Origin of the sequence: Streptomyces aurantiacus (assembly GCF_027107535.1) — a bacterium.
Taxonomy (GTDB): domain Bacteria; phylum Actinomycetota; class Actinomycetes; order Streptomycetales; family Streptomycetaceae; genus Streptomyces.
On record NZ_CP114283.1, the window covers coordinates 7320969 to 7334526 of the forward strand.

The window sequence follows — 13558 nt, forward strand, 5'->3', positions numbered from 1 at the left end:
AGCCCTCTTCAGGCTCTCTTCAGGGTGAAACGTTAAGTTAACCCTGCAAACAACTTCCCGCGTTACCGTACGTGTCGACGTGGGTGTACGTGATCCGACCCGGCCGAGAGGAGGACCATGCGACGAGGTACAACGGCCCGGACACTGTTCGCCGTTCTCGCCGCCGTCCTGCTGGCCCTCCAGTTCTCCGCGCCCACCACGGCGTTCGCATCCGCGCACACGACGCAGTTCACGGGCTCCGAGGGCGGGGCCGAGTTCGTCACCTGTGGCAAGGCCGCGCACTCGCACGGCCCGGCCACTCCCCTGCGCACCCGCGACCGCGTCCGGGTCGCGGACCACGTACCCCAGCCGTCGGCCCGTCCCCCGCTCTGCGGGGACCTGACGGCCGGTCACGAGGATCCGTCGCACACCGCCGCGCCCGCGGCGCACCACCGTGCCACGAGATCCTCGGCAGGCCACTCCACAGCGGCACTCCAGGTTTTCCGCTGCTGACCCCACCATCGGGACGAAGCGACTCCGACTGACCCACCCTCACCACGCCACGTCCGCCGAGCGCGTCGACGTGGGGTCATGTCGCCGTACCCGCATGCGCTCCGTTTTGTAAGCCGACGCGTCCTCACACGCGCCAGGAGGAACTGACACATGCAGCCCCTCATCGATCACGCCCGCTCCTTCCACCAGCAGTCCGCGGACCGCCCGGAGGAGTTCGCCCGCCTCGCCGAAGGCCAGTCCCCGCAGGTCCTGTTCATCACCTGCTCCGACTCGCGGGTCGTCCCGGCCCTGATCACCGGAGCCCGGCCCGGTGAGCTCTTCGAACTGCGCACCGCGGGCAACGTGGTCCCCCCACACACCTCCACGCAGCCCACCAGTGAGGCTGCCACCATCGAGTACGCGGTGGAGGTGCTCGGAGTCGCGGACATCGTCGTCTGCGGCCACTCCCACTGCGGCGCCGTCGGCGCGCTGGTACGCGGCGACGACCTGACCGCCGTACCGGCCGTGCGCGACTGGCTCACCCACTCGACGCCCCGCCCCGAGGGCACCGTCGAGGACCCGGCCGTCGCCGACGCCGTACAGAACCACGTCCTGACGCAACTGCTGCGCCTGCGCTCGTACCCGTGCGTGGAACGCAGGCTGGCCGGTGGTCAACTCCGCCTGCACGGCTGGTTCTACGAGGTCCACACCGGTTCCGTGCTCGCGCACGACGTCCGCTCCGACTCCTTCGAGGCGCTGTGAGCGGCACGACGAGCACCCCCGCGACCACCGACCGGACGAGCACGGGCAGGCGAATGAAGTTCCCTCATCTGCGGCAGGACTTCGCCGCGTCACTCGTGGTCTTCCTGGTGGCTCTGCCGCTGTGCGTGGGCGTGGCCGTGGCCTCGGGCGTGCCCGCCGAACTCGGCCTGATCACCGGGATCGTGGGCGGTCTCGTCACCGGACTGCTGCCCGGCAGCAGCCTGCAGGTCTCGGGCCCGGCCGCGGGTCTGACCGTGCTCGTCTTCGAGGCGGTGCGCGAGTACGGACTGGCCGTGCTCGGGGTCATCGTGCTGGCCACGGGTCTGATCCAGCTCGCCATGGGCGCGATGAAGCTCGGGCGGTACTTCCGGGCCATCTCGGTGGCCGTCGTCGAGGGCATGCTGGCGGGTATCGGACTGGTCCTGATCGCGGGCCAGCTCTACTCGGTGGCCGGCATGGAAGCCCCCGCCTCGGGCCTGGGCAAGCTCGCCGGGCTGCCGGGGCTGGTCGCCGACTCCGCCGGGTCCACCACGGCGCTGATCTCCTTCGGGCTCGGCGCCGCGACCGTCGCCGTGCTCGTGCTGTGGAAGCACCTGCCGAAGAAGGTCCGTACGGTGCCGGGGGCGCTCGCCGCGGTGGCTCTCGCCACGCTCGCGACGCTGGTGTTCGACCTGCCCGTGGCGACCGTCGAGGTGCAGGGCCTGCTGGACTCGGTCCAGCTGCCGGGGCTCGACGCTGTCGGTCAGCTGGCGAACCTGGCCGTGCTCGGCACGGTCCTGGCCTTCGTGCTGATCGCCTCGGCCGAGTCGCTGTTCAGCGCGGCCGCCGTGGACCGGCTGCACGACGGACCCCGCACCGAGTACGACAAGGAACTGATGGCGCAGGGCGCGGGCAACACGGTCTGCGGGCTGCTCGGCGCGCTGCCGATGACCGCCGTGATCGTGCGCAGCTCGGCGAACGTGTCCGCGGGCGCTCGGACGAAGGCGTCCCGGGTGATGCACGGCGTGTGGCTGCTGCTGTTCGCGGCGCTGCTGCCGGCCGTGCTCGCCTACATTCCGCTGCCGGCGCTCGCGGGCATCCTGGTGCACGCGGGCTGGAAGCTGATTCCGCTGCGCGGGATCGCGACGCTGTGGCGCGAGCACCGGGGCGAGGCGCTGATCCTCGTCGTCACGGCCGTGTCGATCGTCGCGGTGAGCATGTTCGAGGGTGTCCTGATCGGGCTCGCCCTCGCGGTGGCCAAGACAGCGTGGGAGGCCTCGCACATCAAGCTGGAGGTCATAGACAAGGGGGCGGGTCCGGTGCAGGCGTACCTGTCGGGCAACGCCACCTTCCTGCGGCTGCCGAAGATCCTCGACAACCTGGAGGCGCTGCCCCAGGACCGGCCGGTCGAGCTGAACCTGTCGGGGCTGCACCACCTGGACCACGCGTGCCGGACGGCCCTGGAGCACTGGGCCGAGCGGCACAGCGCGAAGGGGACGGAGCCGGTGAAGGTCACGGCCCCGTAGCCGCCATGCGCGCACAGGACCGGCCCGAGGCTCACCGGAGTCCCGGGCCGGTCCCGTCGTGCACACCCGGGCGTATCGTGGGAACCACCACACACGTGACGGCTCGGACGACGGGAAGAGGTCGTCATGGTCGAGGAACTCCTGGTCGCGGCAGCGACGGCCGCGTCCGTCGGTGCCGTGTACCTCGCGGCGGCCGCCCGGGTCGTCAAGCAGTACGAGCGGGGCGTGGTCCTCAGGCTCGGGCGCCTGCGCGGGGAGCCGCGCGGTCCGGGGTTCACCCTGGTGGTCCCCGGGGTCGACCGGCTGCACAAGGTGAACATGCAGATCGTGACGATGCCCGTGCCGGCGCAGGAGGGCATCACCCGGGACAACGTCACCGTGCGCGTCGACGCCGTCGTCTACTTCAAGGTGGTCGACGCGTCGCACGCGATCATCCGGGTCGAGGACTACCGCTTCGCGGTCTCGCAGATGGCGCAGACGTCACTGCGCTCGATCATCGGCAAGAGCGATCTCGACGACCTCCTGTCGAACCGCGAGAAGCTCAACCAGGGCCTGGAGCTGATGATCGACAGTCCGGCGGTGGACTGGGGCGTCTCCATCGACCGCGTCGAGATCAAGGACGTGTCGCTGCCGGAGACGATGAAGCGGTCCATGGCACGCCAGGCGGAGGCCGACCGCGAGCGGCGGGCCCGGATCATCAACGCCGACGCGGAACTCCAGGCGTCGAGGAAGCTGGCGGAGGCCGCCGGGGTGATGTCCGAGCAGCCGGCCGCGCTCCAACTGCGGCTGCTGCAGACGGTGGTGGCCGTCGCGGCCGAGAAGAACTCCACGCTCGTCCTGCCCTTCCCGGTCGAACTGCTGCGGTTCCTGGAGCGGGCACAGCAGCCCCACCAGCCCCAGAGCCCAACTCCCCCGCCATACGGGTCATCTGACGCATCGTGAGAACGCCACGCTACGCGCGTGGTTCACGCGCTGGTGACCGCGTGATACACACAGGCGGGTCACGTTCTCCTGTCCGCCAACAGGAAGGTTGCCCCATGTCCGCAACACGACGCGAGGTGCTCGCCCGCTCCGGTGCCCTGGGAGTGGGCATCGCCTTCACCGGAGCCGTGTCGGAGCTCTTCACGGGTACGGCCGCCGCGCTGGGCCACTCCGGATACGGCCCCCTGCTCCCCGATCCGGAAGGCCTGCTGGATCTGCCGAAAGGTTTCCGCTACCGGGTGCTGTCCCGCGAGGGCGACGCGCTCCTCTCCGGCGAGGGCCGGGTGCCGAGCAACCACGACGGCATGGCCGCCTTCGGCGGCAGACACGGCCGCGTCCACCTGGTCCGTAACCACGAGAACCGCGCCACCGGAAGGATCCCGGTCCCCACGGTCGAGGGCCTCACCTACGACCCGATGGGCAAGGGCGGCTGCACCTCACTGACCCTCGACGCGCACGGGAGCGTGGTCGGCGAGCGGGTGGCGATCGCCGGCACGGCAGTCAACTGCGCGGGCGGACCCACCCCTTGGGGCACCTGGCTGACCTGCGAGGAGACGGAGGACAAGGCCGGCACGAACGGCTACACCAAGGACCACGGCTTCATCTTCGAGGTCGACCCGTCGGACCCGCGCCGCACGGGAGCGGTCCCGCTGACCGCCATGGGCCGTTTCCAGCACGAGGCGGTGGCCGTCGACCCGAAGCGCGGTGTCGTCTACGAGACGGAGGACGCCTTCGAGAAGCCCTTCGGTCTCTTCTACCGCTTCCTGCCCAAGAAGCCCGAGGGCGGCCGCGGTTCACTCCGTGCGGGCGGCCGGCTCCAGGCGATGCGTGTGCCGGGCGTACCGGACCTGTCCTCGATCCAGGAGACGGGGGCGACCTTCGACCGCGTCGAGTGGGTGGACGTACCGGATCCGCTCGCCGCCGAGACCGCCATCCGCTTCCAGGACTTCGGCCGCAAGGGCGTCACCCATGCCCAGAAGCTGGAGGGCTGTTACTGGGGTGGGAGGTCCGTCTACTTCGTCTCGTCGTTCGCCCACAGCAGCGAGGGGTCGGCGGCCGACCACTTCGGCCAGATCTGGCGGTACGACCCCGAGGCCCGCCGGCTCACGCTGGTGATCGTCTTCGGCCCCGACACCGACGTGCAGATGCCCGGTGAGTCCCCCGACAACATCTGCCTCGCCCCGAGCGGCGGCCTCATGGTGTGCGAGGACGGCGGGGGCGTGCAGCACGTGTACGGCGTGACCCGGCGCGGCGAGGTGTACCCGATGGCCCGCAACCGGCAGAACATCGGGACACCGGACGCCCCGGAGTGGGGTGAGTTCGCGGGCGTCGCCTTCTCGCCCGACGGCAGGACGATGTACGTGAACTGCTACGCCCCGGGGACGACGTTCGCGGTGACGGGCCCCTGGCGCAGGTAGCTCCCCGTGCCCCGCCGCGCCGCGCGCGGCGGCGGGGCTCACCCCTCTCGACACGATGGTGACGTTGACCGGGTGTTCCGACGTGTCCGGTCGGCGTCACGTGGTGAGAAGGCCCTGCGCACGATCGTTCCCGGGCCGCACGAGCGCGGGTACCGGTTCGTGACGGTGTCGGAGCCGGTCCGAGCCGATTCATCACCGCCACTGCTCAGAGCGATCGGATTCTCCTGTTGGACGGCGCAAAATCCACGGTGGAGGCTGGGACGTACCGAACGACCCCCAGGAGGAACCTCCATGCAGACACGCACCCTCGGTGACGTCCAGGTCGGAGCGATCGGTCTGGGCGGTATGCCGATGTCCATCGAGGGGCGGCCGGACGACGAGCGTTCGGTCGCGGCCGTCCACGCGGCGCTCGACGCGGGTGTCACCCTGATCGACACCGCCGACGCCTACCACCGGGACGCCCACGAGGTCGGTCACAACGAGTCCCTGATAGCCCGCGCGGTGGCCGGGTACGGCGGCGACACCTCGGACGTGCTGATCGCGACGAAGGGCGGTCATCTTCGCCCGGGAGACGGCTCCTGGACGCTGGACGGTTCGCCGGAGTACCTCAAGAAGGCCTGCGACGCCTCGCTCGGGCGGCTCGGTGTCGAGGCCATCGGTCTCTACCAGTTCCACCGGCCGGACCCGAAGGTCCCCTACGCGGAGTCGGTCGGCGCGATCCGCGATCTGCTGGACGCGGGCAAGATCCGTCTCGCGGGCATCTCCAACGCGAACCCCGATCAGATCCGTCAGGCCAACGAGATCCTCGGCGGCCGGCTGGTCAGCGTGCAGAACCAGTTCTCGCCCGCGTTCCGTTCCAGCGAGCCGGAGTTGGAGCTGTGCGCGGAACTCGGCATCGCGTTCCTGCCGTGGAGTCCGCTGGGCGGCATCTCGCAGGCCCGCGAGCTGGGTTCGCGTTTCGCCGTCTTCGCGGACGTGGCGCGCGAGCGCGGGGTGAGCCCGCAGCAGGTGTGCCTGGCCTGGATCCTCGCGAAGGCGCCTGTGACGATCCCGATTCCGGGGTCCTCCCGCCCGGAGACGATCCGCGACTCGGCCGCCGCGGCGAGCCTGAACCTGTCCCCGGAGGAACTGTCCCGCCTGAACGCGGCGCAGTCCTTTGTCCTCGGGGGCGGGGAACGGCGCGACCGGCCTCGCCGGACCCGCACGTCACCACCCCCGGCCCCCCACCCCCCTCCTGGCAGACTGAGCACGTGAGCAGCGACGGAACACAGGACAGCCCCTTCCGGCACGAACGCACCGCCCGCGACGAGGCACCGCAGTTCGTGCTGCCCCTGGTCGTCCGTATCGAACGCAACGAACCCCCCGCGCGGACGGACGCCCTGGAGAGCGCGGCCCGCGCCGTCCTGGTCCTCCTGAGTGACGAGCGGTCGTTCGGCGACGGGGAGTGGGCACAGGCCGTGCGGGACTGGCAGGACGCCCGGATCCGCAAGGTCGTCCGGCGGGCGCGCGGCGCCGAGTGGCGCCGGGCGGAGGCGCTGCCCGGCATCACCGTCACCGGCAAGTCGGCCGAGGTCCGCGTCTTCCCCCCGGTGCCCTTGGACGGGTGGCCCAAGGATCTGGCCCGCCTCCAGGTGTCGGGCACGGACCTCGACGACCCGGAGCCGCCGGCGGACGTCGACGCGGCCACGCCCGTGCTGTGGCTGAGCCCCGGTCTGGACATGTCGGCCGGCAAGGCGATGGCCCAGGCGGGCCACGGCGCCCAGCTCGCCTGGTGGGAGCTGACGCAGGAGGACCGCACGGCCTGGCGCGAGGCGGGCTTCCCGCTCGCCGTCCGCACGGCGGGTGCCGAGCGGTGGGACGGGCTCACCACGAGCGGGCTGCCCCTGGTGCGCGACGCGGGCTTCACGGAGATCGCGCCGGGTTCCTGCACGGTGGTCGCCGACCATCCGGCCCTGCGTCTCGACCGGCCCCGGACGCACTGACGTTCCGCGGGAGGCCGGACCACGACACGGCTGGGCGGCGGCGCCGAACGGGCCGGGCACCGTACACACCGGTCGGCAGGTTCGGCGCCCGGCCGGCAGGTCGCTGCCCGGCCGAACCCCGTCGGCGACTGTGACGGAGCTGACACCGGTCATTGAACACCTCCGCCGCCCCGTACGTATCTTCTGGCGCTGGCCAAGTACAGATCCCCAACGACCAGTTGGTGTAACCCGGGAGGCACCTTTGCGGCGTATCAATGGCACGGCCCTCGTCATCGTGGCACTCGTCGGAACTCTCGGCGCGCTCGCGTTCCCCGTGTGGTCGTACGCCGACCGCGCCGGCACGGGGCCGGCGAACCTCGCCGCCGGGACCGTGCCCACACGCTGGGGCCCGCTGACCGCCACGGACCGCGACCTGATCGTCCGTGTGCGGCTGGCCGGGCTGTGGGAACTGCCCGCCGCCCAGCAGGCACTGGAGCGGACGCCCAGTGGCGCGATGAGGGAGGCGGCCGACCACCTGATCGTCGGCCACACCGACCTCGACAAGCGGGTACGGGTGGTCGCGCGTGACCTCGGCGTCGAGCTGCCGAACCAGCCCACCGAACAGCAGCAGGGCTGGCTGAACCAGATGACCGCCGCGAGCGGCAAGGACTACGAGAAGGTGTGGGCGAACCTGCTTCGCTCCGCGCACGGCAAGATCTTCCCGGCGATCGGGGCGGTACGGAACCAGACGCGCAACTCGCTGGTGCGGCAGCTCGCCTCGGACGCCAACCAGACCGTGCTCGACCACATCACGGTGCTGGAGAAGACCGGAGCGGTCGACTTCGAGGCGATCGCGAACGACTCGGTGGCCGGGGCGACGGCCAGCCCGAGCGGTCCGCCGCCGCCTGTCGCCGGGGTGACCCCTGGCGCGGCTCCGCCCGCGGAGGCCACCGGGAACGTCGAGACCTCGTCGAGCCCGTCGCCCGGCGAGCCCGGCACGGTCAACACGAACCGGCCCGATCCCGGGGACCCGGACGCCTCCGCCTCTCCGCAGTAGCAGGGAGCCGCCACCCGTCCGTCCGAACCTCAAATGTTGCTCTGAACGTCCCCACCGATGGGTTCGGCCCCGCTCGCCGGGGCCATGACTCCGTCACGCCGGAACACAGGTCCGTCGAAGGAGACGACACACAGGTCCTGGTGAAACCGTGGTGAAGGAGGGGGACCATGCAGCACTTGGGTACGGGAATCGGGTGGCGGCCGGAGATCGCCGACGCCGTGGAGCGCATGCCCGGCATCGACTGGGTCGAGGCGGTCGCCGAGAACGTCTGCCCGGGGCATCTCCCCGAATCGCTGGTGCGGCTGCGTGAGCGCGGCGTCACGGTGGTTCCGCACGGGGTGTCACTGGGGCTCGGCGGCGCGGACCGGCCGGACGAGTCAAAACTCGCCGACCTGGCGGCCTGCGCCGAGGCCCTCGGTGCCCCGCTGGTCACCGAGCACATCGCGTTCGTCCGGGCGGGCGGGGCGCTCACCGCCTCGCCCCTCCTGGAGGCCGGGCACCTGCTGCCCGTCCCCCGCACCCGGGACGCCCTCGACGTCCTGTGCGAGAACATCCGGATCGCCCAGGACGCGCTGCCGGTACCGCTCGCGGTGGAGAACATCGCGGCGCTGATCTCCTGGCCCGGCGAGGAGATGACCGAGGGCCAGTTCCTGTACGACCTGGTCGACCGGACCGGTGTCCGGCTGCTCATCGACGTGGCCAACCTCCACACCAACCACGTCAACCGCGGCGAGGACCCCGCCGCGGCCCTGGACGAACTGCCCGTCGAGGCCATCGCGTACGTCCACGTCGCCGGCGGCTTCCAGCGCGACGGTGTCTGGCACGACAGCCACGCGCACGCGGTGCCTGCGGCGGTCCTCGACGTCCTCGCCGACCTGGCCTCCCGGGTCCGCCCGCCGGGCGTGCTCCTGGAGCGTGACGAGAACTTCCCCGAGCCGGCCGAGCTGGAGCGCGAGCTGACGGCGATACGGGAGACGGTGGAGAAGGGGGCCGTGGCCTTGGGTGGCGCGCCCGCGAGGTCCGGCAGCGCCCAAGAGGCCCTCCGGGACGGCCCGAAGGAGGCGCCGTCCACCGACCCGGCCCGCCAGCGCCTCGCCCTGACGCAGGCCGCCCTGCTGTCCGCGCTCGTCGCGGGGACGCCGGTGCCCGAGGGGTTCGACCGGCCCCGGCTGGCCGTGCAGGCCCGGGCGCTGGCGGGCAAGCGGGCGGACGTCGTGGCCAAGGTCGCCCCGGAACTGCCGGAGATCCTGGCGGGCGGCTACCGGACGGCGTTCCTGGCGTACGCGCACGGCCACCCGATGACCGACGGCTACCGGCGGGACGCCCTGGACTTCGCCGAGCACCTGCTGTTCGCCGGACACGTCGAGGACGGGGACGTGCGCCGGAAGCTGAGCGACTGGTGGCTGGAGCGGTCGGGCTCCGCCCCGCTGTCGCAGCGCCCGGCGGCCCGGCTGGCACGCGCCACGCGACGGGTCCTGCTGAGGCGTTGAGAACCGGTCGACGGGGAGCGTAGGGGCGTTCGTCACGCGTGATGTCGCTCACCCGGGGTGACAGGGATGCCGGTTCCGTACAGGAAAGCGGGTTTCGTGCCTGCTCAGCGGCACCCTGCGCGGGCCGGGCCGCGCGGGCGCGCACCCAGCAGGCCTTCGGAACCGCCCGCACCCACATGACGCGGGCAAGGCCCCGAAGGTCACCGGACAGCTCCCCTCGGGCCTTTCCCACCAGCGAAAACACCGCTCCCGCCGCCCCGTCCTGCCGTGTACTCGTTTCGTCCGAACCCGTACCGCAGTTGGCGTACTCCACGAAGTAATATGCCAACCCCCATCCAGAAGCGCACTAACGTGCGGTGCCGCAACAGGAGGCACCATGCGATCCATCAACAGCCGCGGGCTGTTCAGCGGCACCGGGCTCATCGTCGCCGGTCTGACGGCGACCCTCGTGGCGCTGGTCTTCCCGATCTGGTCGTACGCGGACCGGTCGGGCACGGGCGTGGACACGCTGAACGCCGAGACCGTGTCGACGGGATACGGCCCGCTGTCCGCGCTGGACCGCGACTTCGTCACGAAGGTCCGGCTCGCGGGCCTGTGGGAGCTGCCCGCCGGCCAGCAGGCGGAGGAACGCGGCACCACCCGGGCCGTGAAGACGGCGGGCGAACACCTCGTCGAGGGCCACACGTTCCTGGACGAGCGCGTACGTGCCGTGGCCGCGCGGCTCGGCCTCGAACTGCCCAACCAGCCCACCGAGCAGCAGCAGGCGTGGCTCGACACGCTGAGCGCGGCACGGGGCGGGGAGTACGACACGCAGTTCGCGAACATCCTCCGCAGCGCGCACGGCAAGGTGTTCGGCCTGGTCGCCCAGGTGCGCGCGAACACCCGCAACTCGCTCGTCCGTGAACTGGCCGACGACGCGAACACCACGGTGCTGGACCACATCACGGTCCTGGAGGCCACCGGTCTCGTCGACTTCGAGTCCCTGGCCCGAGACGCGGCCTCCGCGAGCGTGCCCCCGCTCACCAGTTCCCCCGCGCCGCCCGGGCCGCAGGCCTCACCCAGTCCGCCCGTTCCGGCCTCGCCCTCCCCCTCGCCGACCTACTCCCTGCCGCCGGCCGCGACCAGCCGGCCGACGGACGTCTCCTCCGCGGGACCGAAGGAGACCCGGAACCCCGAATCCGGGGACGGGGCGAAGGACGGGCAGAAGACGCGGCAGGAGGAGGCGGAGGAGGAGGACGACAGCGCGGCGAAGCCGAAGGACGCGGCGCAGGACAGGGCGCAGGACAGCGACAAGAAGCCCTAGCAACCGGAGGGCACCGAAACGAAACGTCACACAGCGAGGACGCTTCGTCCAAAATGTGAACAAGCCATGGCGCGGCCGGGCCCTCGTCGCATAGAAATCCCGCATGCTCTGGGTCCTCCTCCTTCTCCTGGCCTGGGTCGCGGCCGGTACGACCTGTACGCGCCTGTGCCTGGCCTCCGTCCGCGCCGCCGCCGCGGACGACCCGCACGCCTCCCACGAGCGCGCTCTGACGCTCTACGAGGCGGCGTTCCTGTCGGGCGGCCCCGCGCGGGTCGCCGACCTGACACTCGTGTCGATGGCCCGCCAGCGCCGGCTGCTGCTCGCCCACACGGGCTGGGCGACCGTCGTGGACCCGCGCGGCCGGGACGAGATGGAGCGCTCGGTGCTGGGTGCGATAGGCCCCGACGGGCAGTCACGGATAGCGCCGGTCCGTACGAGCGCGGCCGCCGCGGAGTCCGTACGTGTCCTCGCCGACCGTCTCGTCGCGGCGGGCCTCGCCGTGCCGGACGGCACGCGCACCACCGTCGCGGACGCGGTGCGCCAGGTCCGGTCGGCCGCGGCGGCCGTGCTGGTGCTGGGCTCGATCGCGCTGCTGATGCCCGCTCAGGCCCAGGAGGAGCGGGCGCTGGTGGCCGTCTGGTTCACGCTCCCCCTGATCCTCACCCTGAGCTGCCTCGCCATCGCCCGGATCGAGGTCCACCCCTACACCCGCTGGGCGTCCCCGGCCGGACAGCACCTGCTGAGCTCCCTGACCTGCCGCGCGGACACCGGCAGTGACGACCGTACGTACCTCACCACCGTGGCCGTACGCGGAATCCGCGCGGTCGGCGAACCGGATCTGCGGGCGGCCTTCGGGCACCGCGAGCCGCACGCCTGAGGGCGCTCCGGGCGCGCGTGGGGCGCGCATCGGGGTGCTTGGGCCGACATCCACGGGCCGGTGCTTTACTTCGCCAAGTACCGAACGAAACATCCCTTTTGTTGCTGCCGTGCACTGAAGGGAAAGCGATGAGAGCTGCCGTCCTCTACGGAACAGCCGGGTCCCTGGTCCTGACCGCTGTCGTCGCCGCGCCCGCTGGCAGCGCCCAGACGCCGTCCGGCTGGGCCGAACGGCACGGCACGGCGGTCGCCGCCGAGCGCGCCGCCGACGACGGCATCCGCTTCGGGACGTGCTCGAAGGACCAGGACGGCCCGGCCACCCTGCAGTGCGGCACGGTGAGCGTCCCGCTCGACTACGCGCACCCCGACGGCAAGCAGATCAAGCTGACCGTCAGCCGGGTGAGGGCCACCGGCAAGGACGGGAAGCGGTCCGTGCCGCGGCAGGGCGCGCTCGTCTTCAACCCGGGCGGTCCCGGCGCGTCCGGCATGTACTTCCCACTGATCGGCATGATCCCGCAGTGGAAACGCATCGCGGCAGCGTACGACCTCGTCGGGTACGCCCCGCGCGGGGTGGGCCGCTCGGCGCCGCTGTCCTGCCAGGACCCGAAACAGCTCCTCAAGGGCCCTTCGCAGTCACCGACGCACCCCTCGGAGTCGTACAAGAAGGAGCGTGTCGCACGGGCGAAGGCGTACGCGCGTGGCTGCGTCGAGCGGTCGGGCCGCGGGATCAGGCACTTCTCCTCGATCAACAACGCCCGTGACCTGGACGTCCTGCGTGCCGCCCTGGGCGAGCGGAGGCTGACCTTCATGGGGGCGTCCTACGGCACGTACTTCGGAGCCCTGTACGCGGAGCTGTTCCCCTCGCACGTGCGCCGGATGGTCCTCGACTCGGCCGTCGACCCGGACCCGGAGAAGGTCTGGTACCGCAACAACCTCGACCAGTCGGTCGCCTTCGAGGGCCGCTGGGCCGACTTCCGCGCCTGGATCGCCAAGCACGACAAGGTGTACGGGCTGGGCCGCACGCCCGAGGAGGTGCTGCGCAGTTACGAGCGGGCGCGGGCACGGCTCGCGGCGGAGCCCGCGGGCGGCACTGTCGGGCCGGGGCAGCTCCAGAGCGCGTTCCTGCAGGCCGGGTACTACGACGACTACTGGCCGCAGCGCGCGCTGGCGCTCTCCGCGTATCTGAAGGGCGACCCGAAACCGCTGGTCCGGCTGGCCGGTCCGCATCCGGACGCGCTGGAGGAGCAGGAGAACGGCAAGGCCGTCTACACGGCCGTCGAGTGCAACGACGCGCCCTGGCCGCGCGCGTGGCACACCTGGGACCGGGACAACACGCGTCTCGCACGCGTGGCGCCCTTCGAGACCTGGAGCAACGTCTGGATGAACCTGCCCTGCGCGTACTGGCCGCTGCCGCGCCGGCGGCCGCTCGACGTGCGGACGGCCCCCGGGGAACTGCCGCCGACGCTGATCCTTGCCGCCGAGCGGGACGCGGCGACGCCGTACGCCGGCGCGCTGGAGATGCACCGGCGGTTGTCCGGCTCGGCCCTCGTCACCGAGCAGGCGGCGGGCTCGCACGGGATCGGCGGCGGGGACAACGCGTGCGTCAACGCCCACCTGGACGCGTATCTGCTGGAGGGAAGGCATCCGGTGCGGCGCGCGGTGTGCGCGCCGCACAAGGAGCCGGTCCCGGCCCGTTAGCGGCGCGGGGAACCGGCACGACGAGCCCTCACGGAG

General features: G+C 71.8%; 11 protein-coding genes and 1 pseudogene. All 12 read left to right on the forward strand.

Annotation, left to right across the window (positions count from 1 at the left end):
- Positions 1-117 precede the first annotated feature (117 nt).
- Positions 118-492, forward strand: a complete 375-nt coding sequence (locus O1Q96_RS34435) for a hypothetical protein (RefSeq protein WP_269251885.1) — start codon at positions 118-120, stop codon at positions 490-492.
- A 150-nt stretch (positions 493-642) separates the two neighbouring features.
- Entirely contained in the window at positions 643-1233 is a 591-nt protein-coding gene (locus O1Q96_RS34440; RefSeq protein ID WP_269251886.1) for a carbonic anhydrase, read from the forward strand.
- Positions 1234-1286: 53 nt separating this feature from the next.
- Complete coding sequence (locus O1Q96_RS34445) at positions 1287-2738, forward strand: SulP family inorganic anion transporter (protein ID WP_269251887.1); 1452 nt, start codon at positions 1287-1289, stop codon at positions 2736-2738.
- Between the two features lie 126 nt (positions 2739-2864).
- Positions 2865-3680: a slipin family protein gene (locus O1Q96_RS34450; RefSeq protein ID WP_269251888.1), complete on the forward strand. Its 816-nt coding sequence runs from the start codon at positions 2865-2867 to the stop codon at positions 3678-3680.
- 95 nt (positions 3681-3775) lie between these two features.
- Complete coding sequence (locus O1Q96_RS34455) at positions 3776-5137, forward strand: PhoX family protein (RefSeq protein WP_269251889.1); 1362 nt, start codon at positions 3776-3778, stop codon at positions 5135-5137.
- 291 nt (positions 5138-5428) lie between these two features.
- Entirely contained in the window at positions 5429-6391 is a 963-nt protein-coding gene (locus tag O1Q96_RS34460) for an aldo/keto reductase (protein WP_269251890.1), read from the forward strand.
- Entirely contained in the window at positions 6388-7119 is a 732-nt protein-coding gene (locus O1Q96_RS34465) for a peptidyl-tRNA hydrolase (RefSeq protein ID WP_269251891.1), read from the forward strand. The genes O1Q96_RS34460 and O1Q96_RS34465 overlap by 4 nt, the downstream gene beginning before the upstream one ends.
- Before the next feature lie 241 nt (positions 7120-7360).
- Positions 7361-8155, forward strand: coding sequence for a DUF4142 domain-containing protein (locus O1Q96_RS34470; protein ID WP_269251892.1), 795 nt, complete (start codon positions 7361-7363; stop codon positions 8153-8155).
- 167 nt (positions 8156-8322) lie between these two features.
- Positions 8323-9645 carry an MbnB/TglH/ChrH family RiPP precursor modification enzyme gene (locus O1Q96_RS34475; RefSeq protein ID WP_269251893.1) on the forward strand — a complete coding sequence of 441 codons (1323 nt, stop codon included), beginning with the start codon at positions 8323-8325 and terminating at the stop codon, positions 9643-9645.
- 376 nt (positions 9646-10021) lie between these two features.
- Positions 10022-10783, forward strand: a pseudogene (locus O1Q96_RS34480) (DUF4142 domain-containing protein); the annotation flags it as partial.
- A 268-nt stretch (positions 10784-11051) separates the two neighbouring features.
- Entirely contained in the window at positions 11052-11825 is a 774-nt protein-coding gene (locus tag O1Q96_RS34485) for a TIGR04222 domain-containing membrane protein (RefSeq protein ID WP_269251894.1), read from the forward strand.
- Between the two features lie 128 nt (positions 11826-11953).
- Positions 11954-13522, forward strand: coding sequence for an alpha/beta hydrolase (locus O1Q96_RS34490; RefSeq protein ID WP_269251895.1), 1569 nt, complete (start codon positions 11954-11956; stop codon positions 13520-13522).
- Positions 13523-13558 lie beyond the last annotated feature (36 nt).

What these genes read in the sequence shown, in the direction of transcription:
- O1Q96_RS34450 (WP_269251888.1), top strand. Translation starts at nt 2,865, where the DNA reads ATGGTCGAGGAACTCCTGGTCGCGGCAGCGACGGCCGCGTCCGTCGGT.
- O1Q96_RS34435 (WP_269251885.1), top strand. Translation starts at nt 118, where the DNA reads ATGCGACGAGGTACAACGGCCCGGACACTGTTCGCCGTTCTCGCCGCC.
- O1Q96_RS34485 (WP_269251894.1), top strand. Translation starts at nt 11,052, where the DNA reads ATGCTCTGGGTCCTCCTCCTTCTCCTGGCCTGGGTCGCGGCCGGTACG.
- O1Q96_RS34490 (WP_269251895.1), top strand. Translation starts at nt 11,954, where the DNA reads ATGAGAGCTGCCGTCCTCTACGGAACAGCCGGGTCCCTGGTCCTGACC.
- O1Q96_RS34475 (WP_269251893.1), top strand. Translation starts at nt 8,323, where the DNA reads ATGCAGCACTTGGGTACGGGAATCGGGTGGCGGCCGGAGATCGCCGAC.
- O1Q96_RS34445 (WP_269251887.1), top strand. Translation starts at nt 1,287, where the DNA reads ATGAAGTTCCCTCATCTGCGGCAGGACTTCGCCGCGTCACTCGTGGTC.
- O1Q96_RS34460 (WP_269251890.1), top strand. Translation starts at nt 5,429, where the DNA reads ATGCAGACACGCACCCTCGGTGACGTCCAGGTCGGAGCGATCGGTCTG.
- O1Q96_RS34455 (WP_269251889.1), top strand. Translation starts at nt 3,776, where the DNA reads ATGTCCGCAACACGACGCGAGGTGCTCGCCCGCTCCGGTGCCCTGGGA.
- O1Q96_RS34440 (WP_269251886.1), top strand. Translation starts at nt 643, where the DNA reads ATGCAGCCCCTCATCGATCACGCCCGCTCCTTCCACCAGCAGTCCGCG.